This is a genomic window from Nocardia sp. NPDC047648 (assembly GCF_040642815.1).
Lineage (GTDB): Bacteria > Actinomycetota > Actinomycetes > Mycobacteriales > Mycobacteriaceae > Nocardia > Nocardia gamkensis.
Genome location: NZ_JBEYSX010000002.1, coordinates 381,461 through 405,877, shown reverse-complemented (window position 1 = coordinate 405,877; position 24,417 = coordinate 381,461). Strand labels below are relative to the sequence as shown.

23 protein-coding genes are annotated in these 24,417 nt (G+C 68.8%); 10 read left to right on the top strand and 13 right to left on the bottom strand.

Going from position 1 to position 24,417, the window contains the following annotated elements; genetic code table 11:
• Nucleotides 1-97 precede the first annotated feature (97 nt).
• The 5 genes from ABZ803_RS06230 to ABZ803_RS06210 all read right to left on the bottom strand — a co-directional run bounded on the left by ABZ803_RS06230 (nt 98) and on the right by ABZ803_RS06210 (nt 6,022).
• Complete coding sequence (locus ABZ803_RS06230; protein WP_357033610.1) at nt 98-988, bottom strand: MoxR family ATPase; 891 nt, start codon at nt 986-988, stop codon at nt 98-100.
• Between the two features lie 21 nt (nt 989-1,009).
• Nucleotides 1,010-2,059 carry an acyl-CoA thioesterase gene (locus tag ABZ803_RS06225; RefSeq protein WP_357033608.1) on the bottom strand — a complete coding sequence of 350 codons (1,050 nt, stop codon included), beginning with the start codon at nt 2,057-2,059 and terminating at the stop codon, nt 1,010-1,012.
• 297 nt (nt 2,060-2,356) lie between these two features.
• The gene (gene ilvC, locus ABZ803_RS06220; RefSeq protein WP_174550026.1) at nt 2,357-3,358 is read right to left on the bottom strand and encodes a ketol-acid reductoisomerase; all 1,002 of its coding nucleotides are present in this window, start codon (nt 3,356-3,358) and stop codon (nt 2,357-2,359) included.
• Nucleotides 3,359-3,587: 229 nt separating this feature from the next.
• Nucleotides 3,588-4,091, bottom strand: coding sequence for an acetolactate synthase small subunit (gene ilvN, locus ABZ803_RS06215; RefSeq protein ID WP_039799659.1), 504 nt, complete (start codon nt 4,089-4,091; stop codon nt 3,588-3,590).
• Nucleotides 4,088-6,022, bottom strand: coding sequence for an acetolactate synthase large subunit (locus tag ABZ803_RS06210; RefSeq protein ID WP_357033606.1), 1,935 nt, complete (start codon nt 6,020-6,022; stop codon nt 4,088-4,090). Before ABZ803_RS06210 ends, ilvN begins: the two co-directional genes overlap by 4 nt.
• A 427-nt stretch (nt 6,023-6,449) precedes the next feature.
• Between ABZ803_RS06210 and ABZ803_RS06205 the strand changes: the two genes are divergently transcribed.
• The gene (locus ABZ803_RS06205) at nt 6,450-6,935 is read left to right on the top strand and encodes a PH domain-containing protein (RefSeq protein ID WP_357033604.1); all 486 of its coding nucleotides are present in this window, start codon (nt 6,450-6,452) and stop codon (nt 6,933-6,935) included.
• Nucleotides 6,936-7,257: 322 nt separating this feature from the next.
• Nucleotides 7,258-9,099 (top strand): dihydroxy-acid dehydratase, encoded by a 1,842-nt coding sequence (ilvD, locus tag ABZ803_RS06200; RefSeq protein ID WP_357033602.1) that lies wholly within the window; start codon nt 7,258-7,260, stop codon nt 9,097-9,099.
• Between the two features lie 81 nt (nt 9,100-9,180).
• Here ilvD and cutA read toward each other — a convergent pair whose 3' ends face one another.
• Both cutA and ABZ803_RS06190 read right to left on the bottom strand, forming a co-directional pair.
• Nucleotides 9,181-9,504: a divalent-cation tolerance protein CutA gene (gene cutA / locus ABZ803_RS06195; RefSeq protein WP_357033600.1), complete on the bottom strand. Its 324-nt coding sequence runs from the start codon at nt 9,502-9,504 to the stop codon at nt 9,181-9,183.
• A complete protein-coding gene (locus tag ABZ803_RS06190) occupies nt 9,483-10,031 on the bottom strand; it encodes a hypothetical protein (protein WP_357033598.1) in 549 nt (182 codons plus the stop codon). The genes cutA and ABZ803_RS06190 overlap by 22 nt, the downstream gene beginning before the upstream one ends.
• 23 nt (nt 10,032-10,054) lie before the next feature.
• Here ABZ803_RS06190 and ABZ803_RS06185 point away from each other — a divergent pair, with 23 nt between their 5' ends.
• Together ABZ803_RS06185 and ABZ803_RS06180 are read left to right on the top strand one after the other, a co-directional pair.
• On the top strand, nt 10,055-10,330 hold the full coding sequence (locus tag ABZ803_RS06185; RefSeq protein WP_357033596.1) for a hypothetical protein: 276 nt from the start codon (nt 10,055-10,057) through the stop codon (nt 10,328-10,330).
• Between the two features lie 34 nt (nt 10,331-10,364).
• The gene (locus ABZ803_RS06180) at nt 10,365-10,808 is read left to right on the top strand and encodes a hypothetical protein (protein WP_357033594.1); all 444 of its coding nucleotides are present in this window, start codon (nt 10,365-10,367) and stop codon (nt 10,806-10,808) included.
• Nucleotides 10,809-11,088: 280 nt separating this feature from the next.
• Here the strand turns inward: ABZ803_RS06180 and ABZ803_RS06175 are convergent, their stop codons facing one another.
• Entirely contained in the window at nt 11,089-11,964 is an 876-nt protein-coding gene (locus ABZ803_RS06175) for a DoxX family protein (protein ID WP_357033592.1), read from the bottom strand.
• Nucleotides 11,965-12,082: 118 nt separating this feature from the next.
• Between ABZ803_RS06175 and ABZ803_RS06170 the strand changes: the two genes are divergently transcribed.
• Entirely contained in the window at nt 12,083-13,189 is a 1,107-nt protein-coding gene (locus ABZ803_RS06170; protein WP_357033590.1) for a PQQ-dependent sugar dehydrogenase, read from the top strand.
• A 278-nt stretch (nt 13,190-13,467) separates the two neighbouring features.
• Here the strand turns inward: ABZ803_RS06170 and ABZ803_RS06165 are convergent, their stop codons facing one another.
• Nucleotides 13,468-14,352: a LysR family transcriptional regulator gene (locus ABZ803_RS06165; RefSeq protein ID WP_357033588.1), complete on the bottom strand. Its 885-nt coding sequence runs from the start codon at nt 14,350-14,352 to the stop codon at nt 13,468-13,470.
• A gap of 138 nt (nt 14,353-14,490) precedes the next feature.
• On the opposite strand from ABZ803_RS06165, the gene ABZ803_RS06160 reads away from it, so the two are divergent.
• The 3 genes from ABZ803_RS06160 to ABZ803_RS06150 all read left to right on the top strand — a co-directional run bounded on the left by ABZ803_RS06160 (nt 14,491) and on the right by ABZ803_RS06150 (nt 16,996).
• The gene (locus ABZ803_RS06160) at nt 14,491-15,363 is read left to right on the top strand and encodes an EamA family transporter (RefSeq protein ID WP_357034317.1); all 873 of its coding nucleotides are present in this window, start codon (nt 14,491-14,493) and stop codon (nt 15,361-15,363) included.
• Nucleotides 15,360-15,992 (top strand): NAD(P)H-binding protein, encoded by a 633-nt coding sequence (locus tag ABZ803_RS06155; RefSeq protein ID WP_357033587.1) that lies wholly within the window; start codon nt 15,360-15,362, stop codon nt 15,990-15,992. The genes ABZ803_RS06160 and ABZ803_RS06155 overlap by 4 nt, the downstream gene beginning before the upstream one ends.
• A 65-nt stretch (nt 15,993-16,057) precedes the next feature.
• Entirely contained in the window at nt 16,058-16,996 is a 939-nt protein-coding gene (locus ABZ803_RS06150; protein WP_357033585.1) for a superoxide dismutase, read from the top strand.
• Nucleotides 16,997-17,000: 4 nt separating this feature from the next.
• Here ABZ803_RS06150 and gatB read toward each other — a convergent pair whose 3' ends face one another.
• From gatB to ABZ803_RS06130, 4 genes are all read right to left on the bottom strand, one after another.
• Nucleotides 17,001-18,506 (bottom strand): Asp-tRNA(Asn)/Glu-tRNA(Gln) amidotransferase subunit GatB, encoded by a 1,506-nt coding sequence (gene gatB, locus ABZ803_RS06145; RefSeq protein WP_357033583.1) that lies wholly within the window; start codon nt 18,504-18,506, stop codon nt 17,001-17,003.
• 64 nt (nt 18,507-18,570) lie between these two features.
• Complete coding sequence (locus ABZ803_RS06140) at nt 18,571-19,947, bottom strand: alpha/beta fold hydrolase (protein ID WP_357033581.1); 1,377 nt, start codon at nt 19,945-19,947, stop codon at nt 18,571-18,573.
• Nucleotides 19,948-20,007: 60 nt separating this feature from the next.
• Nucleotides 20,008-21,042 carry an ATP-dependent 6-phosphofructokinase gene (locus tag ABZ803_RS06135; RefSeq protein WP_062969957.1) on the bottom strand — a complete coding sequence of 345 codons (1,035 nt, stop codon included), beginning with the start codon at nt 21,040-21,042 and terminating at the stop codon, nt 20,008-20,010.
• An 82-nt stretch (nt 21,043-21,124) separates the two neighbouring features.
• Nucleotides 21,125-22,015, bottom strand: a complete 891-nt coding sequence (locus ABZ803_RS06130; RefSeq protein ID WP_357033579.1) for a hypothetical protein — start codon at nt 22,013-22,015, stop codon at nt 21,125-21,127.
• A 659-nt stretch (nt 22,016-22,674) separates the two neighbouring features.
• Here ABZ803_RS06130 and ABZ803_RS06125 point away from each other — a divergent pair.
• Nucleotides 22,675-22,998 (top strand): metalloregulator ArsR/SmtB family transcription factor, encoded by a 324-nt coding sequence (locus ABZ803_RS06125; RefSeq protein WP_357033577.1) that lies wholly within the window; start codon nt 22,675-22,677, stop codon nt 22,996-22,998.
• Nucleotides 22,995-23,954, top strand: coding sequence for an SRPBCC family protein (locus ABZ803_RS06120; protein ID WP_357033576.1), 960 nt, complete (start codon nt 22,995-22,997; stop codon nt 23,952-23,954). Before ABZ803_RS06125 ends, ABZ803_RS06120 begins: the two co-directional genes overlap by 4 nt.
• Nucleotides 23,955-24,417 lie beyond the last annotated feature (463 nt).

Below are 24,417 nucleotides of genomic sequence, written 5' to 3'. Positions count from 1 at the left end.
GGATTGCGCGGCGGCGCTGCGGCATCCGCTGGAGGGCAGGCCGAACCTGCCGCACGGCCCGGTGGTGGGCACGAAGGGAGTTGACCGAGTCCGAACTTCATCTCGCCGACCCCCCTTGCTCGGCATCCGGATCGAGTCCGAGCCGCTTTACCGCTAGGCGGTGGTCGGATTCATATTTCAACAGCACTCCCAGCGTCGACCGGACGACGCTTCCGCTGAGGTTCCGCGCACCGAGCGCGACCAATGTCTTCGCCCAGTCGACGGTCTCGGCGATAGAAGGCGCCTTCCGCAACGAGAGCTGACGCAACGCGCCGACCACGCGGACCACCGGCTCCCCCAGCGCCTCGTCCAGCTCCGGAACCCGCATCCGCACGATCGCCCGTTCCAGCTCCGCCGTCGGGTAATCGATGTGCAGATAGAGGCAGCGCCGCTTGAGCGCTTCGGACAGCTCACGGTGCGCGTTGGACGTCACGATGACGAACGGCTTGCGCACCGCGGTGACGGTGCCGAGTTCGGGGATGCTGACCTGGTAGTCGCCGAGCACCTCCAGCAGCAGCCCTTCCAGCTCGACGTCGGCCTTGTCGAGTTCGTCGATGAGCAGCACCGTCGGACGCGGGTTGCGGATGGCGGCCAGCAACGGGCGGGCGAGGAGGAACTCTTCGGTGAAGACGTGGTCGCGGGTGCTGTCCCAGCCTTCGTCGTCCGCGGCGGTGATGCGGAGCAGTTGCTTGGCGTGATTCCACTCGTAGAGCGCGCGGGCCTCGTCGATGCCCTCGTAGCACTGCAAGCGCACCAGGTCGGAGGTGGTCGCGGTGGCGACGGCCTTGGCCAGCTCGGTCTTGCCGACGCCCGCCGGACCCTCGACCAGCAGGGGCTTGCCGAGGTGGCCTGCGAGGAACACGGCGGTGGCGATATCGAGAGACGGGAGATACCCGGCCTCGGTCAGGCGCTCGGTCACCTCGTCCACCGACGCGAAGAACTTACTCATCGGTAACTAGTCTAGCCGGGGTCAGCTCGGTGTCGGTATCCGGAAATGACTGGGCTCGGCGTCGGACGGCACGGCGCCTGCCGTGGTGAACGGTTCGACCAGCGACCGCAGCTCGATCAGGTGCCGGGCGTGCGCGTCGAGCGCCCGATCCTCCTCGGAGACCGGCTCCCACTGCCGCACGGCTCGCGCCTTTCCGTCGTCGTCGATCGCGACGACCACGGCGAGGCCGTGCGCCGCCAGCGCGGGTTCGTCGGAATGGGTGTCGGTGGAGGTGACGTGCACGCTGACGTGCATGCTGCGCGGACCGGTGTGGATCAGTCGCGCGGTGACCTCGACGACGTGGCCGATCACGATCGGCCGATAGAAGCGGATCCCGCCGAAGTAGGAGGTGAGGACGCGCTGCCCGGCCCAGTCCGCGCCGCACACGTACGCGGCCTCGTCGATCCACCGCATGGTCCGGCCGCCGTGCACCTTGCCGCCCCAGTTGATGTCCGAGGGCGCGGCGAGGAAACGCAGCGTGGCGCTCGGCGCGGTGCCCGCGGAGGTGTAGCGCTGCGCGGCCATCGCCTCCTCGATGTGCTTGCGCACCGAGACGCGGGCGCGGGCCTGCCGGTGCCGCTGCGATTCGAGCAGCGTTGTCGGATTCCATTGCGGGACTTCGACGGTGCGCCGATCGTCGTCCACCGCGACGAAGATCGTCAGGCATTGCGCCGACTGCACCGGCTTCACCCGGGTGGGATCGGTCGAATAGACCGTGACGAGGATGTGCATGCTGGTGCGGCCGGTGTGGACCAGATTGGCATGCAATTCGACCAGCTCACCGACCGCGATGGGCCGGTCGAGATGGATGTTCCCGACGTAGGCGGTGACGCAGTATCGACCGCTCCACTGGGCCGCCGCCGCGTAGGCGACCTTGTCGATCCACTCGAGGAGCTTGCCGCCGTCGACCGCCCCCACGATGCCCGCGTCGGCGGGTTGAACGAGGAAGCGGTGGATCGCCTCGGGACGCCGACCGGCCGAGGCCGGATGCGAGACGGTCGCGCGAGGGTCGGTATCGGTCGGGTTGGGCAAGGCTCACCATCCGTTCGGTCAGAGAATCTTCGGCTACCTGACCTCGTTGTCCGGGAGAACCTTAGGCCCCGACATCGGTACGAGCGAGTAACGAATCACCAGCCATGCGAAACGGCCGCATCGGCCGACCCGCGAATGGTCTTCGGCGATCGATGAGCAACGCGAATGGGGGTGTCGCGGGGGTAGGCCGTGGGCAGACCCGCAACGGGAGATGTTCGGCAGCAGTTGGGAAGCCGTGAAGACGCGGGTGGCCCGCTCCGGAATCCGGAGCGGGCCACCCGTGAATCAGGAGATGTGTCAGGCGGTTTCGGTGATCGGACGATCGACCCAGCTCATCAGGCCGCGCAGCTTGGCGCCGGTGACCTCGATGGGGTGCTCGGCGTTCTGCTTGCGCAGCGCCTCGAGCTCCTTGTTGCCGCCCTCGACGTTGGCGACCAGACGCTTGACGAAGCTGCCGTCCTGGATGTCCTTGAGGATGTCCTGCATGCGCTTCTTGGTGTCGGCGTCGATGACCCGCGGGCCCGACAGGTAACCACCGAACTCGGCGGTGTCGGAGACCGAGTAGTTCATCCGCGCGATGCCGCCCTCGTACATCAGGTCGACGATCAGCTTCAGCTCGTGCAGCACCTCGAAGTAGGCCATCTCCGGCGCGTAACCGGCCTCGACCATGACCTCGAAACCGGTCTTGACCAGTTCCTCGGTGCCACCGCACAGCACGGCCTGCTCACCGAACAGGTCGGTCTCGGTCTCTTCCTTGAAGGTGGTCTTGATGACGCCCGCGCGGGTGCCGCCGATTCCCTTGGCGTAGGACAGCGCCAGCGCCTGGCCCTCGCCCTTCGGGTCCTGGTCGATCGCGATCAGAGCCGGAACGCCCTTGCCGTCGACGAACTGACGACGCACCAGGTGACCGGGGCCCTTCGGCGCCACCATGCCGATGGTGACGTTGGCGGGCGGCTTGATCAGGCCGAAGTGGATGTTGAGGCCGTGGCCGAAGAACAGCGCGTCGCCGTCCTTCAGGTTCGGCTCGATGTCATTGGTGAAGATCGACGCCTGCGCGGTGTCCGGCGCCAGCACCATGATGAGGTCCGCCCACTCCGAGACCTCCGCGGGCGTGCCGACGGTCAGGCCGGCCTCCTCGGCCTTCGGACGCGACTTCGAACCCTCGGCCAGACCGACGCGGACCTCGACGCCCGAGTCGCGCAGGCTCAGCGAGTGCGCGTGACCCTGGCTGCCGTAGCCGATGACAGCGACCTTGCGGCCCTGGATGATCGACAGGTCGGCATCGTCGTCGTAGAACATCTCGACTGCCACTGTGGTTCCTTCCGGGATCATCCCCGCGCGAGGCGGGGCACACCGTGCTTGCGCCGGTGTTGATTTTCGTTGTTCTGGATCGGATCAACCCCCGCAGCAGCGGGAGGGGATCATTCCCGCGTAGGCGGGGAGGGCGGCACGCCAACCGTCGATCGCAGAAAGACTAGCGCGTGGCCGCCTTCGGCCGGTCGGCCCCATCGGTGTGCCGCTCGCTACCTCATCGAGTGGCGGTGATGGACTTCGGTCCACGTCCCACCGCGACGACACCGGACTGCACGATCTCCCGGATGCCATACGGTTCGAGCATCCGCAGCAGCGCGTCGAGCTTGGACCGGGTTCCGGTCGCCTCGACGGTGAGCGCGTCCGGCGACACGTCGATGACCTTCGCGCGGAACAGCCCGACCGCCTCGATCACCTGGGTCCGCACACTGGCGTCGGCGCGCACCTTCACCAGGATCAGTTCGCGGGCCACCGAGCTGTCGGAGTCCTGCTCCACGATCTTGATGACGTTCACCAGCTTGTTGAGCTGCTTGGTGACCTGCTCGAGCGGCAGGTCCTCGACGGTGACCACGATGGTCATGCGCGAGATCTCGGGCAGTTCGGTGCCGCCGACCGCCAGGGATTCGATATTGAAGCCGCGGCGGGAGAACAGCGCCGCGACCCTGGCCAGCACGCCCGGTTTGTCCTCGACGAGAACGCTGAGGGTATGCGTGGTACTCATCCGTTGTTCACCCTGTTCTGTTCCTGCGACATCGCCGCGTGGATGACCGCCGGCTCGGCGGCCTGCTCGTCCTCGTCGAACAGCGGGCGGATGCCGCGCGCGGCCATGATCTCGTCGTTGCTGGTGCCCGCCGCGACCATCGGCCACACCTGCGCGTCCTTGCCGACGATGAAGTCGATCACCACGGGGCGGTCGGTGATGGACTGCGCCTCGCGGATGGCGGCTTCCACGTCCTCCTCGCGCTCCACCCGGATGCCGTGGCAGCCGAGGGCTTCGGCGAGCTTCACGAAGTCGGGGATGCGCAGTGAGTGCGTGCCCAGGTCGGTGTTGGAGTAGCGCTCCTGGTAGAAGAGCGTCTGCCACTGGCGCACCATGCCGAGGTTGCCGTTGTTGATCAGCGCGACCTTGATCGGGACGCCCTCGACGGCGCAGGTGGCCAGCTCCTGGTTGGTCATCTGGAAGCAGCCGTCACCGTCGACCGCCCACACCTCTTTGTCCGGCGCGCCCATCTTGGCGCCCATGGCCGCCGGGACGGCGTAGCCCATGGTGCCGAGGCCACCGGAGTTCAGCCAGGTGCGCGGCTTCTCGTACTTGATGAACTGGGCGGCCCACATCTGGTGCTGGCCGACGCCCGCGCAGTAGATCGCGTCGGGTCCGGCCAGCCGGCCGAGCGCCTCGATGACGAACTCCGGCGACAGCGACCCGTCGGCGGGCGGGGTCCAGCCCAGCGGGTAGGAGTCGCGCACGCCGCCGAGGTAGGTCCACCAGTCGGTCAGCGCCAGCGGCAGAGCGTCACCCGCGGCCGGATCCGCCTTCAGCGTCTCGATGAGCTCGACGATCACCTCGCGGCAGTCGCCCACGATCGGGACGTCGGCGTGCCGGTTCTTGCCGATCTCGGCCGGGTCGATGTCGGCGTGGATGACCTTGGCGCCCGGCGCGAAGGAGTCCAGCTGGCCGGTGACGCGGTCGTCGAACCGCGCGCCGAGGGTGATCAGCAGGTCCGAGCGCTGCAACGCGGCGACGGCGCCCACGGTGCCGTGCATGCCGGGCATGCCCATGTTCAGTGTGTGGCTGTCGGGGAACGCGCCGCGCGCCATCAGCGTGGTGACCACGGGGATGCCGGTCAGCTCGGCCAGCTGCAGCAGCTCGGCCGAGGCGTCGGCCTTGATCACACCGCCGCCGACGTAGAGCACGGGGGCCTTGGCCTCCATGATCATCCGCGCGGCCTCGCGCACCTGCTTGCCGTGCGGCTTGGTGACCGGACGGTAGCCGGGCAGCCGCATCTCCGGCGGCCAGCTGAAGGTGGTCTGCGCCTGCAACACGTCCTTGGGGATGTCGACGAGCACGGCGCCCGGGCGGCCGGACGCGGCGAGGTAGAACGCCTCGGCGATGATCCGCGGGATGTCGATGCCGTCGGTGATCAGGAAGTTGTGCTTGGTGATCGGCATGGTGATGCCGGAGATGTCGGCTTCCTGGAACGCGTCGGTGCCGATCAGGCTCCGGCCGACCTGGCCGGTGATGGCCACGATCGGGACCGAGTCCATCTGCGCGTCGGCGATCGGGGTCACCAGGTTGGTGGCGCCGGGGCCGGATGTGGCCATACACACACCGACCTTGCCGGTCGCCTGCGCGTAACCGGTGGCCGCGTGACCCGCGCCCTGCTCGTGCCGGACCAGGACGTGGCGCACCTTGGTGGAATCGAACAGCGGGTCGTACACCGGGAGAATCGCGCCACCCGGAATGCCGAATACGGTGTCGACGCCCAGCTCCTCGAGCGACCGGACGACCGACTGCGCGCCGGTGACCCGCTCGGGCGGGACCGGACGGCGGTTGGCCGCGGAGATCGCGTTGGCAGCGGGCGTGGCCTGCTGATTCGCCGAAGGCGCTGGCCTACGGGCGGAAGGCCCGGGCCGTGCGGTAGGTGCGCTCACCGTCTTCGTTCCTTACTGGTTGTCGTTCTGACCCCGGATTTTTGTGCCAGCGGTGTCTTGCGCTTCGCCATGCTGGAGGTTAGTCCGAACATAAAAAAGCCCCCGACAGCACAGGGCTGATCGAGGGTGGCGCGTCGCAACGCGAGCTGACGTATTCGACTCAGTGTGTCAGGCTCAACGCTGGACGCGCCGGCCGATTACGAGCAACTCGTTTCGATTCACGCGCACGACGTTAAGCGGGTGTGAACCGAAGAGTCAAACAGATGACCCCGTGCGTCCCATTATGTGGGACAGTGCGGTTGCTTGTGTCCGTTCACCAGGATGCGAGGATGGTGGTGTGTCATCACCGCATCAGTCCGTGCCACCTTCTGAATCGTCCCACACGCCCGCGGCGGCGACGGATACGGGTAGCGCCTCAGACGCCCGTGTGATCCGCATCCCACGGCTGGCCTTCCTGGGCGTGTTCATCCTGCTGATGTGCGTGTTCTTCCCGTTCGTCGGCTGGCCCGCCGGACTGTGGTGGCTGCTGCTCGTCCCGGTCGCCGTGCTGGCGTGGGTGCTGCGGACGCAGACCGCCGTCTCGGACGCGGGGCTGGAGCTGCGGACGCTGTTCGGATCGCGCCATCTCGACTGGGCGCAGGTGAAGGGTGTGCGGATCCCCAAGCGCGGATACGTGCGCGCCGACCTGACCGATGGCACCGAGGTGAAGTTGCCCGCGGTGAGCTATGACCGGCTGCGCGATCTGGCGGCGTTCTCCGGCGGACGGATTCCGGACCCGTTCGCGGAGCCCGCGGCCGAAGAGTCCCGCACCGAGACGACCGGGCACGACGCGGGCCCGAGCGGCGAGGACAGCGCGCCGACCGACGGGGTCGCGAAGTCCGGCGAGGACGCCACCGGCGAAGACACGCGCTAGAAGTCGGTCGTGTCCCCGACCGGCTCGAGCGATGCGCGGAACATCCACCGCGGTTAGGTTGTTGCGGCCGAGTGATGGGATGATTTCTCCGGAGCAGTGATCCTCCTTCTCGTCCCCACCCCTCGACGGTCCGGCACCTCCGGCGACCCGTCGTCGCCTGCGACACCACGCACAGCGACAAACCCGATCCGGCCGACAGCCATGGCCGCCGCGCCCGGCGCACCACCGACCGGTGGACACGCCCACCGGGAGTAACGTGGTGGACCGCCGAGCAGGCTCTGCGCCGTCGCACGTCAGCCCCCGCGACCCGAGGACCATCCACATGCCACCGCTTCGTTCACGAACCACGACCATCGGCCGCAATGCCGCAGGCGCACGCGCACTCTGGCGCGCCACCGGCATGACCGACTCCGACTTCGGCAAGCCGATCGTCGCCATCGCGAACTCCTACACCCAGTTCGTGCCCGGGCACGTGCACCTGAAGAACGTCGGCGACATCGTGGCCGACGCGGTGCGCGCCGCAGGCGGCGTGCCGCGCGAATTCCACACCATCGCCGTCGACGACGGCATCGCCATGGGCCACGGGGGCATGCTTTACTCGCTGCCCTCGCGCGAGATCATCGCCGACTCCGTCGAGTACATGGTGAACGCGCACACCGCCGACGCGCTGGTCTGCATCTCCAACTGCGACAAGATCACCCCGGGCATGCTCAATGCGGCCATGCGGCTGAACATTCCGGCGGTCTTCGTCTCCGGCGGGCCGATGGAGGCGGGCAAGGCGGTGGTCGTCGACGGCGTCGCACAGGCGCCCACCGACCTGATCACGGCGATCTCCGCGAGCGCGAACCAGGCGGTGTCGGAGGAGGGGCTGTCGGAGGTGGAGCGGTCGGCGTGCCCGACCTGCGGCTCGTGCTCGGGCATGTTCACCGCGAACTCGATGAACTGCCTCACCGAGGCGCTCGGCCTCGCGCTGCCCGGCAACGGCTCCACCCTCGCCACGCATGCCGCGCGCCGAGCGCTGTTCGAGCGGGCCGGCACCGTCGTGGTCGACATCGCCAACCGCTGGTATCGCGAGGACGACGCGTCCGTGCTGCCGCGCAACGTCGCCAACGCCAAGGCTTTCCGCAACGCGATGGCGCTGGACGTCGCGATGGGCGGCTCGACCAACACCGTGCTGCACACCCTGGCCGCCGCGCAGGAAGGTGAGATCGACTTCGATCTGCACACCATCGAGGAGACCAGCCGCCGGGTGCCCACCCTGTCGAAGGTGTCGCCGAACTCCGACTACCACATGGAGGACGTGCACCGCGCGGGCGGCATCCCCGCCATCCTCGGCGAATTGCGCCGCGCGGGCCTGCTGGAGACCGACGTCACCACCGTGCACACCGCGAGCTTCGACGAGTGGCTCGACACCTGGGACATCCGTTCCGGCAAGGCTTCCCAGGAAGCCGTCGAACTCTTCCACGCCGCGCCGGGCGGAGTGCGCACCACCGAGCCGTTCTCCACCGACAACCGCTGGTCGTCGCTGGACACCGACGCCGAGGGCGGTTGCATCCGCGACCTCGAGCACGCCTACACCACCGAAGGCGGCCTCGTCGTGCTGCGCGGCAACATCGCGCCCGACGGCGCGGTGCTCAAGACCGCGGGAATCGATGAGGAACTGTTCACCTTCCAGGGGCCAGCGGTGGTGGTGGACTCGCAGGAGGAGGCCGTGTCGGTCATCCTCGGCAAGAAGATCAAGCCCGGCGACGTGATCGTGGTCCGCTACGAAGGTCCCGCGGGCGGCCCGGGCATGCAGGAGATGCTGCACCCGACCGCGTTCCTGAAGGGTTCCGGACTCGGCAAGCAGTGCGCGCTGATCACCGACGGCCGGTTCTCCGGCGGCACCTCGGGCCTGTCGATCGGGCACATCTCGCCCGAGGCGGCCAGCGGCGGTGTCATCGGCCTGGTGGAGAACGGCGACCAGATCCGCATCGACGTGGCCACCCGCACGCTCGAGGTCCTCGTCGACGACGCCGTCCTGGCCGAGCGCCGCGCGAAGATGGAAGCCTCCGAACGGCCCTGGCAGCCGGTCAACCGGGATCGTCCGGTGACGACCGCGCTGCGCGCCTACGCCGCCATGGCCACCTCCGCGGACAAGGGCGCCGTGCGGCACGTGCCGTAGCTCCCGCGTCTCCCCGCCGACCGAACGCGAAGGCCCCCTCGTCCCACTCTTGGATCTTGGATTCCAGGGGGTTCTTCGCGTTCAACTGGTCGAGTCGATGACCCACTGTCTATAACCGGGGTGTGCGTCGAGCACGGGGACGGCAAGAACCTGGGGCGTGGTGTCGGGGTGGTCCGTGTTGGCCCGTTCGATGATCGCGGGCACGAGGTCGGCTCTGGTGTGGAGGATGACGAGTGTCTGCTGGTCGTCGTGGATTGCACCGTCCCACCGGTAGACGGAACGGACACCTGGGATCAGGTTGCCGCACGCCGCCAGCTTGTCTTCTACGAGGCTGCGGGTGAAATCTGCCAGCCAGTCGGCGTCGTCGGCGGAAATGCTCACGTCTACGAGATCATGGTCGGCCATGTGAGCCAGTCTCGCCTACTCTGGTTGCCGATGTCATCCATGATGACCTCCAGGTGGTCGCGATCCCGGTCGATCGCGGCCCATCCTCGGACCGCTGGACCCTGGTAGCTGAGTCCGATCCAGCCGCCCATCATGTGCGTGCCGTGCGGGTGCAACGTCATGAACATGACGCCCTTCGAGCGGACTGCGCCGTCGGTGGCGCGATACCAGCCCATCAGCAGGTCGGAATCCCACAGCTGCATTTCCCCAACCCAGGCGTACGAACCTTCCTCAACCGACCGCGCTCGATCGCCGAGGAACTCGAAGAACACACCCTCCTGCTTGACGTGAAGCTCGTGGATGTCGACACGCGGAATGTCGTCCTCGAGCGTTTGCCAGGCGGCCCACCAATCGCCGGACAGGTCCAGCACCGACGACTTCCGACCGGACAGCTCAGTGAGCGAGATTTGACAGGCTTCGGAAATCTGGACGGCGTCTTCCAACGTCAGCTTCGCCGAACTGTCTTCCAGCCGCGAAATCGTGCGCAATTCAGGTGAGGATCGATGCCGCAATGGGTTTCAATTGGTGGCAGGAAGAGGACGCCCAACGGGGGACCAGCGTCCAAGACATCGTGGACCGCGTGCAGGCCGAGTGGAGGGCGAGCCAGCAGGGTCTGTCCGGATGGTCCCACGTCGCCCCACAGATGCCACTGAGCGTCGAAGAAGCCCACGTGACCATGCAGCAGCATCGAGGCTGCCGCGCCGCCGAGTGCCCGCGTAAGGACGCGGCTCGCCAAACGCTGATCAAAGCCGGACGCATGAAGCCGGACACGTCAAGGGAGTACTGAGCGTCGTCGTCGCTCAGGCAGAAAGGGGAATCCTATGAAGAACAGCGCATTTCGATTCGCGACCATCCTCGGTTCTGCGGGTGCTCTCGCTCTCACAGGTGCCGTGCCTGCGGCTGCCGCACCGACACCGGCCGCGGCCAAGTCGTGTGACTTCACCACCTTCTTCCGCAAGCCGACCGTGCTGCATCCGGTCATCTACACCGAAGCGAAGGTCTCCTGCGATGCGCCTCCGGAGTCGCATACGTTGGAGTTGAGCCTGGAGCACTACCAGACTGACCAGTGGGTGCGCTGGGCGATCCAGGTGGACTCCAAGATCCCTTCCCGCTCAGGGCATGAGGTCCGTGTCAGCGCGGAGTGTGCGACCGGTGACTGGAGGCACACGGTGCACGTCTATGGCAAGCTGCAAGGACGTCCGTTCGACTACACCGAAGTCGGCGACACCAAGAAGGTCTCGTCCGACGAATGCCCGAGAGGATGAGCCCCATGCCGACGTTCAACGGCAGGTACGCGGAGTATGAAGATCCCGGCCTCTGGCACCGGGTGAAGTTCTGGGGACCGGTCCGCATCCAAAACGCGCTGTGGCGCTTGAAGCATCGGCTCAGGCGCAAGAACCCGTAAACGCAAAAAGCCCCCTCCCCAGGAGAGATTTTGGATTCCAGGGGTTGTCGCAACACTGCCTGGTTTCTCAGATGGTGAGTAGATCACGTAGGCGCTCGGCTGGGGTACCCCAGCCGAGCGTTTTGCGTGGGCGTCCGCATTCAGTCGAAGGGGCCGATGCCGGTGAGCGGGTTGCCGCCGTGCAGGTACCAGTAAGCGCCGACCGCGGCCGCCACGGCGAGGAGAAGGACGACGAAGGACCCTGCGGCGGGGCGAACGGCCCAACCCCGGTTGCGGTCGAAGGACAAGCGGCCCGGACCGGTCAGGATGATCGCTGCGGCGGTGCCGGCGAGGATGCTTTCCAACTCCACAGCGCCCGGCCCGGCTTTGTACTGGAACCCCGGGGCCATCCCCTGCTTCCAGGCCCAGGCGTCGAGGATCACCGCGAGCACCGCGCCCGCGGCCAGCGGGGTGGCCAGCCCGAGGATCAGTAGCGCGCCGCCGCCCACCTCGCCCGCCGTGACCAGCATGGCGGACACGCTCGGGTGATCCCAGCCGCCGCGCTCCATCATGTCGCGGGTGCCGTCCAGGCCGGGGCCGTGGAACCAACCGGTGAGCTTCTGCAGACCGTGGTAGAGGAAGGTGCCGCCGACCACCCAGCGCAACAGCAACAAACCGAGATCGAGTGTGCCGCGCCTGGTCTCGCCGGTGCGCCTGCGCAGGCGGCCGGTGTCGTTCGGTGGAGTGGGGGCGGGCGGGATGCTGGCGTACTCGTAGGTGGACCCCTTGCCCCCGGCGGCTTTGCTCTCGGCGGTGGTCGGCACCTCCGGGTCGAGCCCGAGTTCGTCGTCGGTGCGCGGGACGTCCTTGGACATCCGCGGACGCTGGGCCTCATCCACCCGCGCGAATTGCTCGGTCGGCGAGTCGTACGGGCTGGTCACCCCTCGACCGGTGGACGACACCGCCGACTGCTCGGCCGTAGCGGCAGTGGCCTCCCCGGCCTTGGATTCCGGCGTGTCTTTCGGCTTGTCGGTCACGGCCAATACCCTATGCCGCACCGTGCCACGGCGGGCAAGTACCGCACGGCGTGTCAGTGCGCGCGCAACACGCACCCGGAGGGGGCGCGGGCAACGGTATTTCCGTAACGTCTGAGCTATGAGTTTGGTTGTCGTGGGCCGCGTCGCGGCGAGCTTGGCGCTCGGCTCCGTCCTGCTGGTCGGGTGCGCCCGGTTCGACGATTCGGCGTCCAGTCCGTTCACCCCGGAACCGACCCTGCGCGGAGCCAACATCGACCCGAAGAAACCGAGCCAGTCGCCCACCTCGACCACCCGGCCGAGCGGCCCGTGCATCGATCCGGATCCGGCGGTGGTCGCCACCTGCCTGGACACCACCGGCGGCCTGGTCACGCTCGCCGACGGCGCGCTGGTGGCCGAGCGCAGGACCGGGCGGATCATGAAGGTGGCTCCGGAGCAACCGCCGGTCGAGATCGCCAAGCTGGACGTGGACGGCTCCGGCGACGGCGGCCTCAGCGACATCGCGCTGTCGCCCACCTACCACGAAGACGGCCTGATGTACGCCTACATCACCACCGGCAGCGACAACCGGGTGGTCCGCATCGCCGAAGGCGGCTCCCCCAAGGACGTCCTCACCGGTATCCCGAAGGGCGCCACCGGGAATCACGGCGCGATCGACTTCGCCGCGCCCGACCAGATGCTGGTGCTGACCGGCGACGCGGGCAACCCCGGCGCGGCGGCCTCGGCGGGCTCGCTCGCGGGCAAACTGCTGCGCGTGAAGTCTCCGGTGCCCGGCCGCACGCCCGCGCCGGAAATCGCCGTCTCGGGCATCGGCACCGCGGGGGACGTGTGCCGCGACAGCAAGGACAGCATCTGGATCACCGACCGCACCCCCGCCGAGGACCGGCTGCAACGGCTCGGCGGCGACGGCGTGGTCACGACCACGTGGACCTGGCCGGACCGGCCCGGCGTCGCGGGCTGCGCCGCGGCGACCGACGGTGTCGCGATCTCGCTGACCGGCGCGAAGGCCCTCGCCATCGCCGCCGCCGACCCCAACACCCACGCGGTCACCGCGGCGCCGACCCTGATGGCGCAGGACAAGTACGGGCAGCTCGGCGGCGCGGCGGTCGGCGCCGACGGCACCATCTGGGTGACCACGGTGAACAAGACCGACGGCCAGCCCGGCCCGTTCGACGACCGCGTCGTCCGCATCCCGCCCCCGCAGGCCGGAGGCGGCGGCCCGGACTGAGCTGTGTTTGTTCTGCCGCGACTCCGTCGCGGCGTGTTCGCGGCCCCTTCATGGTTCGCGTCCGAGTGGCCACCGCTGGCGACTTCGTCGCGGACGCAGTGGCCACTCGGACGCGAACCGGGCCGCGAACGGCGCATGCTCGGTCTCGCTTCGCTCGAAACAGGTGGTTGAGCTGGTGGGGTGCGTGAGGCGGTGATGGCACGACCCCGCAGCTCACCCTTTCAGGGTGGTGCTGCCGGTCCCGGCCGTCGGACGCAGCCCGATTCCTCGGCGATTTGTCAGGAGTCGTCACGATCTACCGGGACGCCGAGGACGGTGAGGAAGGCGGTGGCCGCTGGTAGGCGGCTGCGGCTCCAGATGATGTATTCGACGCGCGCCGGGGCGTCGGAGACCTCGATGGTGACCACGCCGTCGAGTTGCGGCGCGTAGGCCGACGGCAGCATGGCTACGGCGAGGCCGGGGCGGACGAGGCGGGCGATGTAGTCGGCGCTGGTCACTTCGAAGGCGACGTCGCGGTCCAGGCCTGCGGCCGCGAAGGCCTGGTCGGATTGGAGGCGTCCGGCGGTTCCGGCCGGAAGGTCCACGAAAACCTCGGAGGAGAGTCTGCGCAGATCGACCGTGGGCGCACCGGCGAGGGGATGGTCGGGGGCGACCACGGCGACGAGCCGGTCACGGGCGAGTTCGTGGGCGGCGACACCCCGTGGCCGGGCCGTGGTGGGCAATCCGAGAAAAGCCACGTCGAGGGCCCCCTGGGTGACGCGCTCGACGAGTTCCTCGCTCGCGCCCACCCGCAGGCTGATGCGCACGTGCGGGTACCGCTGCCGGAAATCACGCAGCGCCTCCGGGATGTCGACCGCGGCGACGGTGGGGATCAGGCCGACGGCGAGCCTTCCCCGTACCTCGCCGACCGCCGCGGCGACCTCGGCGGCCGCGCGCTCGGCGGCATCCAGGCATTGGCGGGCGGCCGGAAGGAACGCCGCACCGGCCGCAGTCAATCGCACCCGGCGGCTGGTGCGCTCGAAGAGCCTCGCGCCCAATTCCCTTTCCAAGCGCGCGATCTGATGACTCAGCGCGGACTGGACGACCAGGCATCGCTCGGCGGCCCGAGTGAAGCTGTTCGTCTCGGCGACGGCGAGGACGTACCGCATCTGCTGAAGCTCCATGGATCAATCGTGTATCGAGATCGATGAAGTGACAAACATGTGTTGGACTCATTGATCGCAGCGGGCGAGACTGCGAATGTGGAAAGTTCAGCAGCACAGAGGGTTTCCGGCAGAGACGGAAGTCTCCCTCGCACCGTCCTGACGGCGCTCGCCCCCGTGTCCTGGGGCACGACATATGTCGTCACCACCGAGCTTCTTCCCCCGGGGCACCCGCTTTTCGCAGGGCTCCTGCGCGCGTTGCCCGCGGGTGTGCTCGCGCTGGCGTTCACGCGGACCCTGCCGCGCGGAGCCTGGTGGGGCAAAGCCGCGGTGTTGGGCGTGCTCAACATCGGGCTGCTGTTCCCACTGTTGTTCCTCGCCGCCGAACGCCTACCGGGCGGGGTGGCCGCGACGTTGGCGGCGGCCCAGCCGCTGGTCGTGGCCGTCCTGGCCGTGGTGGTCCTGCACGAGAGCCCATCGGCATGGCGCCTGGTCTGGGGCGCGGTGGGCGTCGTCGGCGTCGGCATGGTGGTGATCGGGCCGCACGCGGCCCTCGACCTCCCGGGGATCGTGGCGGGCCTCGCCGCCGCGGCGTCGATGGCGCTGGGCCTGACGCTGACGAAGAAGTGGGGACGCCCCGCCGAGGCGAGCCCCACCGCTTTCGCAGGCTGGCAACTCACCGCGGGAGGCCTGTTCCTGCTGCCCCTCACGTTCCTCGTCGAGGGTTCGCCTCCCGCGATCGACCCGCCCGCTGCCCTCGGCTACCTCTGGCTGGGCCTGGTCGGCGGTCTGCTCGCCTATGTCCTCTGGTTCCGCGGGATCGGGACACTTCCGGTCACCTCGGTCGCGGTTCTCGTCCTGCTCTCGCCGCTGGTCGCCGCGGTTCTCGGCGCGATCCTGCTCAGCCAGACGCTCGGCCCGATCCAGCTCGCCGGGTTCGGGCTCGCGCTCGCCGCGATCGTCGCGGGACAGCTCCCCGCGCCCAGCCGCTCATCCCACATTGTCTCGACACCCGAAGGAGTACTGAAATGAAGATCACCGTCGTCGGAGCAAGCGGCATGGTCGGCTCCCGCGTCGCCGGCGAAGCCTCGAGCCGGGGCCATGAGGTTGTCGCCGTGTTCCGCAAACAGCCGCCGAGCGCTCTGCCTCCCGGGGTGACCGCGGTCGAGGGCGACGCGAACGACCCCGCCCGGATGGGTGACCTGTTCCACGCCACCGACGTGATCGTGGCCGCGACCCGCCCGGGCCCCGGCCAGGAACACACCGTCGCGGCGACGACGACCGCCCTGCTGGACGCGGCCACGGCTACCCGGACGCGCATCCTCGTTATCGGCGGCGCCGCCCCGCTCCGGAATCCGGAGCGTCCCGATCGGCTGGTCCTCGACAGTCCGGAGTACGTACCGCCCGCGATCCGCCCGATCGCCGCCGCCAGCGTCACGCAATGGGAAACCTGTCGAGCGCATCCGGCCGACTGGGTCTATCTCAGCCCGCCCGCCCTCCTCGAACCCGGCCAGCGCACCGGCAAGTATCGACGCGGCACCACCACCCTGATCACCGGCGCCGACGGCGCGTCCCGGATCTCGGCGGAAGACTTCGCCGTTGCCGTGCTGGACGAACTCGAGAACCCAGGTGAGAGCAGGCATTTCACTGTCGGCTACTGAGCGCGGACTCCGGGACTGCCGCACGTCATCCGCGATCGGCGGCCCCGGGACGGAGGGACGATGGGATGAGGCGAATCCTCGTGATCTCGGCCGCACTGGCCTGTCTCGGCGCTACCGCGCTGGTATCCACCGATCGAACAGCGGCACACCGCCCGGTCCGCACCGCGATCGACCTGCCCGCCGGATTCCAGCCGGAGGGCATCGCGGTCGGGTCGCGGCCGGTGGCCTACTTCGGTTCGCGGACAGACGGCTCCATCTACCGCGCCGACCTGGTGACCGGTCGCGGCGACATCCTGAGCCCCGGGCCGGGCACCCCGGCACTGGGGATGCGGCTCGACCACCGCGACCGGCTGTTCGTCGCCGGAGGCACCGGAGGCGACGCCCGCGTCATCGACACCCGCACCGGCGCGGTGCAGGCGAACTACCGGCTCGCGACGCCGCCGGACACGTTCGTCAACGACGTCGTACTCACGCCCGCGGGCGCGTGGTTCACCGACTCGCGGACGCCCGTGCTGTACCACCTACCCATCGGCGACGACGCTGCCCTGCCGCCACCCACGGCGGTGGTGCGCCGCCCGCTGACCGGCGACATCCGCTACGAGCCCGGAGCGATCAACGCCAACGGGATCGTGCGCACGCCGGACGGTACCGGGCTGATCATCATGCAGTCGGTGACCGGCCGGCTGTTCCGTGTCGACCCCGCGACCGGTACGACGCGGCGGATCGATCTCGGCGCCGAGTCGCTGCCCGACGGCGACGGACTGCTGTTGTGCGGCAGCACATTGTTCGTCGTCCAGAACCGGTCCAACGCGATCGCCGTCGTCGCGCTCGATCCCGCGGGCACGACGGGCACGATCGAACGGCGGGTCACCGACCCGCGTTTCGACGTACCGACGACCGTGGCCGCGTTCGGCGAATACCTGTACCTGCCGAACGCCCGCTACACCACGCCGCCGACCTCGAGCACGCTCTACACCTCTATCGGGGTCGATCGACCCCGATAGGGAGTCAGCTGCAAGCAGCGAGCACGAGTTCCCGGACGCGGGCCGCGTCGGCCTGCCCCCGGGTCGCCTTCATGACGTCGCCGACGATCTTGCCCGCCGCCTGCACCTTGCCGGAGCGGATCTTGTCGGCGATGTCCGGGTTGGCGGCCAGGGCCTTCTCCACCTCCGACTGCAAGGCGCTGTCGTCGCTGACCATGCCGAGGCCCTTGGTTTCGACGATCTGCGCCGGGTCGCCCTCGCCGGCCAGCACGTGGTCGACGACCTGCTTGGCCACCTTGTTGTTGATCGTCTTCGCGTCGACCAGCTTGATCACCTCGGCGACCTGGGCCGGGGTGATCGGCAGCTCGTCCAGCGCGACCTCGCGCTCCTTGGCCTTCTCGGTGAGGTAGGCGACCCACCAGGAGCGCGCCTCGTTGGCCGGGGCGCCCGCGTCGACGGTGGCGATGATCAGGTCCAGCGCACCCGCGTTGACCAGGTCGCGCATCACCTCGTCGGACAGGCCCCAGTCGGACTGGATGCGCGCGCGGCGCAGCCAGGGGTACTCGGGGATGGTGTCGCGCAACCGCTCCACCCACTCCGCGTCGGGCGCGACCGGCTCGAGGTCGGGCTCGGGGAAGTAGCGGTAGTCCTCGGCGGTCTCCTTGCGGCGGCCGGGCGAGGTGGTGCCGTCGGTCTCGTGGAAGTGGCGGGTCTCCTGCACGATCGTGCCGCCGCTCGCGAGCACCGCCGCCTGCCTGCGCATCTCGTAGCGCACCGCGACCTCGACGCTGCGCAGCGAGTTGACGTTCTTGGTCTCGGTGCGGGTGCCGAATTCGGTTGCGCCGACCGGCATCAGGGAGACGTTCGCGTCGCAGCGCAGCGAGCCCTGCTCCATCTTCACGTCGGACACGCCGAGCGACTTCAGCAGATCCCGCAGCGCCGTCACGTAGGCCCGCGCCACCTCCGGCGCCCGCTCCCCCGCGCCGGTGATCGGCTTGGTGACGATCTCGATCAACGGCACGCCCGCCCGGTTGTAGTCCAGCAGGGAGTGGCTGGCACCGTGGATGCGACCGGTCGCGCCGCCGACGTGCACCGACTTGCCGGTGTCCTCCTCCATGTGGGCGCGCTCGATGTCCACGCGGAAGGTGCTGCCGTCGTCGAGCAGCACGTCCAGGTGCCCGTTCGTGGCGATCGGCTCGTCGTACTGGCTGATCTGATAGTTCTTCGGCTGATCGGGGTAGAAGTAGTTCTTGCGCGCGAACCGGCCCCACGGGGTGATCGAACAGTTCAGCGCCAGCCCGATCCGGATCGCGGACTCGACGGCCTTCTGGTTCACCACCGGCAGCGAGCCCGGCAGACCGAGGCACACCGGGCACACCTGGGTGTTCGGCTCGGCGCCGAACTCGGTCGGGCAACCGCAGAACATCTTCGTCGCGGTGTTCAGCTCGACGTGGACCTCCATGCCGAGCACCGGCTCGAACCGGGCGAGGACATCCGAGTAATCCATCAGGTCGACCGTGGGTGCGCTCATGGCCATCAGTTTAGGTAAACGCTCCCGCCGCAGCGCAGCGGCTCTCGCGTCGTGTGGCGGCGCGCTACTTCACCGGGACCCGCTGACGCAGCCAGCCGGTGACGTAGTCGAGCACCTCGGGGGCGATGGTCGTCTCGATGGTGCTGTACTCGCTGGGACGGCCGGTCTCGGTGGGCTGCATCAGGTGATTGAGCCCCGGGAAGACGTGGACGGTCGCATCGGGGTCGGCGGCGAGGTGGTCGCGCATCGGCTGCTCGCTCTGCGCCGGGGGCACCTGGAGATCCTTGCCGCCGAAGAACGCGAGCACCGGAACGCGCAGGGCGGCCAGGGCGGGCGCCGGATCGTAGGCGACCAGGGCGGCCAGATACGGCGTGATCTGCGCGGCCGCCTGGTCGTCGGGCACGCGCTGGTCGGCGGGCAGCGACTGGTTCTGCCGGATGGCCAACTGCCGAGCGCCGTCCAGGTCACCCGCTTTCAGCAGGGCGGCCAGTTCGGTGGTGTCGCGCACCCGGGTCTGCACCTGGTCCGCAGGAGTGCCGTTCGCGGCGGCGAGCAAGCGGGTCTGCTCGATGAGCACATCCGCACCGGGGACACCGGGCCCGGCCATCAGGACGGCGAACGCGACTCCGCTGTCGGGGCGCGCGGCGACCAACGGTGCGAGGTAGCCGCCTTCGCTGTGCCCGAAGAGCCCCACCCGGGCCGGATCGACCTCGGAGCGGGCGCGCAGGAAGCGGACACCCGCGGCGGCGTCCTCGGCCAAGTCGGCGTAGCTCGCGGCGTCCAGTTTGCCGCCGGTGCCGCCGACGCCCCGGTCGTCGGTGCGCAGCACGGCGTAGCCCGCGCGGGTGAAGGTGTCGGCCAGCAGCAGGAACGGCTTGTGGCCCATGAGGTCTTCGTTGCGGTCCTGGGGGCCGCTCCCGGAGATCATGAGGATGGCGGGGAACGGGCCCGGCCCCTGCGGTTCGGTCAATGTGCCCGCGATGGTGATGTCGCCGTCGCGGTAGGTGACGTCCTCGGTCTTGTAGGGGAACGGCGGCTTCGGTTCCTGTGGGCGGGCGGGCGGCGTCACCTTGCCTCGGCTCAGCGTGAGCCGGAAGCTCTGGCCCGCCTGGGTGAAATCGCCGGTGATCCGGTCGCTTCCGGACTCGTACTCGCCGCGGAACACCGGGTCGCCCGGGAAATCGGGGATCGCGAACGACACGCCGTTGCGGTCGGTGCTGACGTCCTTCAGCTGTTTGTCCGCCACACCTTGCAAAGGAATGTCGATGGTGGCCGTACCGTCGTCGCGGAAGCTCACTCCGACTTGCAGGGGCTGACCGGGGACCTCGATGGCGCCGTGCCAGTCACCGGTGGTCGGCTCGGGCGGATTCGACTCCGAACACCCTGCCACCAACGCCGCGATGACCAACAGAGCCAACGCGATCAGTCGTCCACTGCGCATGCGACTCACAGTACCGACGATCCGGACCGTCTCCGGCTACTCGCCGCGCGCGTACCGCGCCTACCCGAAGAACGCTTCCGCCTCGCGGTGGCGTTCCGGCGGCACCCGCTTGAGCTGCTTGGTGGCCTCCGACAGCGGAACCAGGTCGATGCTGGTGCCGTGCAGCGCGACCATCTGACCGAACTTGCCCGCGTGCACCGCCTCGGCCGCGTGCAGGCCGAAGCGGGTGGCCAGCACCCGGTCGTAGGGCGTGGGGCTGCCGCCGCGCTGCACGTGGCCGAGCACGGTGGTGCGTACCTCTTTGCCGATGCGCCGCTCGATCTCCACGCCCAGTTGCTGGGCGACGCCGGTGAACCGCTCGTGGCCGAACTCGTCGATACCGCCCTCGCGCAAGGTGAATCCGGAGTCCGGCGCCGGGTGCGACCCCTCGGCGACCACGCAGATGAAGTGTTTGTCGCCGCGCTGGAAGCGCCGCTTGATCATCGCGCACACCTCGTCCACCTCGAACGGGACCTCGGGCACCAGAGTCAGGTGCGCGCCGGCCGCCATGCCCGCGCCGATCGCGATCCAGCCCGCGTGCCGGCCCATCACCTCGATGAGCATGACGCGCTGGTGTGACTCGGCGGTGGTGTGCAGCCGGTCGATCGCCTCGGTGGCGATGTTCAGGGCGGTGTCGTGGCCGAAAGTGACGTCGGTGCAGTCGATGTCGTTGTCGATGGTCTTCGGCACGCCGACCACCGGCACGCCCTCGTCGGACAGCCAGCTCGCGGCCGTCAGCGTGCCCTCGCCGCCGATCGGGATCAGCGCTTCGATGCCGTTGTCGTCCAGGGTTTGTTTGATCCGGCCCAGGCCTGCGCGCAGCACGTCGGGGTTGGTGCGAGCGGTGCCGAGGATGGTGCCGCCCTTGGTGAGGATCCGGTCGGTGCGGTCGTCATTGCGGATCTGGATCTTGCGATCCTCCAATAGACCGCGCCAACCGTCCTCGAAGCCGACGATCGCGTCTCCGTAGCGGCCGTTCGCGGTACGAACGATGGCGCGGATGACCGCGTTCAGTCCTGGGCAGTCTCCGCCTCCGGTCAGAACTCCGATGCGCATGGCCGCTATCTTGCCCTTCATGTCCGATCTGGGCAGCCCCGCCCCCGTGAACGGCGTGTAACACTGACCTGGACGGATGGCCTCATGCGGCCGGGCAGCGCCCCCCGGCCAGCTCGTCGAGATGCTCGGAGACGACCGTGGCCAGTTTGTCCAGGATGTTCATGCCGTCGCTGAACGATCCGGACTCGGGCTGCACCGCGATCGCGATCGCGATCTTGCCCGAGGGGATGTCGATGACCCCGAACTGGCGCACGAGATAGGCGCCCGAGGTGTCCGGCCCCCAGCCGCCCTTGAACTCGGCGCCACCGAACTCGCCGAGACCCCAGCGCTGGCTTGCTATGACCTGTTCCATCAGCGAGGTCACCCGATCGGCCTGGGGCAGACAGGGCAGCCGCGAGGCGAACCGCACCTGGTCGGTCAGCGACCATTCCGCCTGCCCGAAGGCCGAATGCTCGGCACGGGCACGGGTCGCGGGGACGACGGTCCTGTTGTCGCCGCCCTCGCGCAACACCGCCTGCACGGCCTGCGCCGCCTCCTGCGCGGTGCCCAGCGACTGCCAGAGGGCGTCGGCGGCGGCGTTGTCGGACTGCATGATCGCCGCCGACGCGGCGTAGCTGGAGCTGCTCGAACTGCGCCGGAGCGCGGCGATGGTCAGCGGGACCTTCATCGTCGACCAGGCCGGGCCACTGGTCCATTCGCCGAAGGTGACCACCTGCTCGCCGCCGACCGGCATGATGGCCATGCCGAGCTTCCCGCGCACACCCGCCGCCAGTTCGGCGTAGCTCGCGGCCAGCGTGCCCGGCACGATGAGTGACAAGCCCTTCTGGTCGGTACGCGCCGCGGCCTCGGTGATGCTGGGTTCGGTCGACGCCGGATCTTCCGCGCGGTTGGTTCCGCATCCGGCTACCAGAGTTACGACAAGTGCCGCACAACCCAGGACGGTTCGAGTTCTGCGGAATAGATCAATAGACATTCTCGACACATTCTTTTCGCGAGCTCCGCCGGGCCGCGCCACTGGCACGGCGTCCCGATACCGTACTTGCCCGGCTCGCCGGCCGTCGGCCGCGACGGCGGGGGCGCGGCCACGGGTCGGCTGATCCTTGTGGCCCCGCCAGGTGACGACGGCGTGGTCAACAAGCATGGACACCTCCACCTACCCGCCCGATGTCGCCGAGCGGCCGGGGTCGGCAGCGGCGCTGCTCGCCGCGACCTCACCCGAGAACTGCTTCTCGTTATCCCGGAGAACGTACTAGATGAATTGATTACGCCCCAGTTCGCCGAAAACTCCTGACCGCCACCCGCACTGCCGAACCGCGCGCCGCACACCGGTCCCGCTCAATAGCATTGAAGTATTACCGCAGGATTTATCGGGTGCCGAGAGGAGGGATTCGCTGGTCCGATTTTCGGGGAGCACGTTCGGCGGGCTTCACGAGATGGCGCCTCGGACCCACCCGCGTGCGCCACTGCCGGCACGCGCCCGCGAATCCGAGGATCGGACGGCCGACACACACCGGACCGACCGCCATCGTGTAGGCGCTGGCCGAGGAGTCCGCAGCCACATGCGTTTCCCGCACACCGCGCGAGCGCTCGTAGCCGATGGCGATTATATTCCATTTCGGCTATATTGCCGATATGGCATCTACGTTCGAGGCGCTGGCCGAGCCTCGCCGCCGGGAGATCCTCGACCTGTTGCGCGAACGGGAACGACTGGTCGGCGATTTGGTCGCCGAGCTGCGCTTGGCTCAGCCCACGGTGTCCAAGCACCTGAAGGCCCTGCGGGGCGCGGGCCTGGTGGACGTGCGCCAGGACGCGCAGCGCCGCTGGTACCGGTTGCGGCCCGAACCGCTGACCGAGATCGAGGCCTGGCTCGCGCCGTACCGGCGGATGTGGGAATCGAGTCTGGACGCCCTGGAACGTCATCTCGACGCCATACCCGACGAGGAAGGACAGCCATGAGCGATTCCCGAGCACAACTGCGCACCGTCGACGGAGCCCCCACACTGCGGTTCGAACGCAGGCTGGCCCATCCCCCGGAGAAGGTGTGGCGCGCGATCAGCGAGCCGGGCGAGATGGCCGCTTGGTTCCCGGCCGCCGTCACGACCGAACCGCGGCCCGGCGCCGCGATGCGCTTCACCTTCGCCGACGCCCCCGAGACGATCGATAGCACCTCCGGCGGCGAGGTGCTCGAATTCGATCCGCCCAAGGTCTACATGTTCCGATGGAACCGGGATGTGCTGCGATTCGAACTCGTGGCCGACGGCGACGGGACGCTGCTGATCTTCACCCACGTCCTCGGCGGCGGACCGGAGGCGCGACTCGGCGCGGCGAGGTCCGCGGTCGGCTGGGACCGTTGCCTGTCGGCCCTCACGGCCGCACTCGACGGCACGCGCACCGAGCCGGACGCGACCTGGCTCGCCGACATCGAGGGCTACATCGCGGATTTCGGGCTCGACACGGGCGACTGCGAAGAGGTCGCCGACGGCTACGTGCTGCGGTTCGCCCGCGACCTGGTGTGGCAGCCGCTGGAACGGGTGTGGTCGTTGCTCGTCGAACGGGACACTCCGTCGGTGGGCGCCCACCCGCCCGTCCGGGCGACAAACCCGCATGTCGAGGCGGGCGAACTGCTCGATGTCGAGCCGCCCCGGTCGATGGAGTACCGGTGGCGGCACGACGGCGCCGTCGCGGGCACGGTGCGCTGGGCCTTCGAAGCCGATTCCGACCTGGGCGTGCGGGTGGTGCTCACCCAGACCCTGCCCGCCGAACTCGCCGCGCTACGGCCGGAACTGCTGGCCGCCTGGCAGGTACACCTGGAACTCTTCTTCGCCGCCACCCGAGGGGACATCCGTTGCCCTTGGCCCGCCGAGCGCGTCGCCGTGCTGGCCGAGCGGTACGCGGCGGACCTCCGCGAATGAGCAGGCCCATCGCCTGAACCTGCAACCGCATCCCCGACCGTCACCGGCCCGCGAATCCATCTCGCACGAAGGGCGATTCGCGCGGCCGGTGCATTCTCGGCAAAGTGATCCGGCGGCCGCGCCCCGGCCGGATTCGGCCGCCGCGGCTCGATCACCGCGCCGCGTGCCCAGCGGATAGCTCCGCATTCACTGATCGAGCGGCTCAAACGACCCCACCACCGGGTGCCGACTGCTTACGATCCCGTAGCACATCGCGAAACATGCACCTGCTCGGCGCGAAACCGACCGCGTGACAGTACGCGTCGGTGAAGTGCCTCCCCCTGGAGTCATGACCTTTGTCCACGCCACAGTCCCCGCAATCCGCCTCCGAGAGCACGAAAAGCTGCCCCGTACAGCACGGTTCGCCACTCGACTCCGACGGGCCCCGGTTCCCGCTGTATACGGAGGCATTCGCCGCCGATCC

Excerpts from the sequence above, each read along its gene's own strand:
- ilvC (WP_174550026.1), bottom strand. The coding sequence starts at position 3,358 with ATGTTCTACGACGACGATGCCGACCTGTCGATCATCCAGGGCCGCAAG.
- ABZ803_RS06120 (WP_357033576.1), top strand. The coding sequence starts at position 22,995 with ATGAGCGATTCCCGAGCACAACTGCGCACCGTCGACGGAGCCCCCACA.
- ABZ803_RS06150 (WP_357033585.1), top strand. The coding sequence starts at position 16,058 with ATGAGGCGAATCCTCGTGATCTCGGCCGCACTGGCCTGTCTCGGCGCT.
- ABZ803_RS06155 (WP_357033587.1), top strand. The coding sequence starts at position 15,360 with ATGAAGATCACCGTCGTCGGAGCAAGCGGCATGGTCGGCTCCCGCGTC.
- gatB (WP_357033583.1), bottom strand. The coding sequence starts at position 18,506 with ATGAGCGCACCCACGGTCGACCTGATGGATTACTCGGATGTCCTCGCC.
- ABZ803_RS06230 (WP_357033610.1), bottom strand. The coding sequence starts at position 988 with ATGAGTAAGTTCTTCGCGTCGGTGGACGAGGTGACCGAGCGCCTGACC.
- ABZ803_RS06185 (WP_357033596.1), top strand. The coding sequence starts at position 10,055 with ATGGGTTTCAATTGGTGGCAGGAAGAGGACGCCCAACGGGGGACCAGC.
- ABZ803_RS06180 (WP_357033594.1), top strand. The coding sequence starts at position 10,365 with ATGAAGAACAGCGCATTTCGATTCGCGACCATCCTCGGTTCTGCGGGT.
- ABZ803_RS06140 (WP_357033581.1), bottom strand. The coding sequence starts at position 19,947 with ATGCGCAGTGGACGACTGATCGCGTTGGCTCTGTTGGTCATCGCGGCG.
- cutA (WP_357033600.1), bottom strand. The coding sequence starts at position 9,504 with ATGGCCGACCATGATCTCGTAGACGTGAGCATTTCCGCCGACGACGCC.
- ABZ803_RS06170 (WP_357033590.1), top strand. The coding sequence starts at position 12,083 with ATGAGTTTGGTTGTCGTGGGCCGCGTCGCGGCGAGCTTGGCGCTCGGC.
- ABZ803_RS06135 (WP_062969957.1), bottom strand. The coding sequence starts at position 21,042 with ATGCGCATCGGAGTTCTGACCGGAGGCGGAGACTGCCCAGGACTGAAC.
- ABZ803_RS06130 (WP_357033579.1), bottom strand. The coding sequence starts at position 22,015 with ATGTCTATTGATCTATTCCGCAGAACTCGAACCGTCCTGGGTTGTGCG.
- ilvD (WP_357033602.1), top strand. The coding sequence starts at position 7,258 with ATGCCACCGCTTCGTTCACGAACCACGACCATCGGCCGCAATGCCGCA.
- ABZ803_RS06165 (WP_357033588.1), bottom strand. The coding sequence starts at position 14,352 with ATGGAGCTTCAGCAGATGCGGTACGTCCTCGCCGTCGCCGAGACGAAC.
- ABZ803_RS06125 (WP_357033577.1), top strand. The coding sequence starts at position 22,675 with ATGGCATCTACGTTCGAGGCGCTGGCCGAGCCTCGCCGCCGGGAGATC.
- ilvN (WP_039799659.1), bottom strand. The coding sequence starts at position 4,091 with ATGAGTACCACGCATACCCTCAGCGTTCTCGTCGAGGACAAACCGGGC.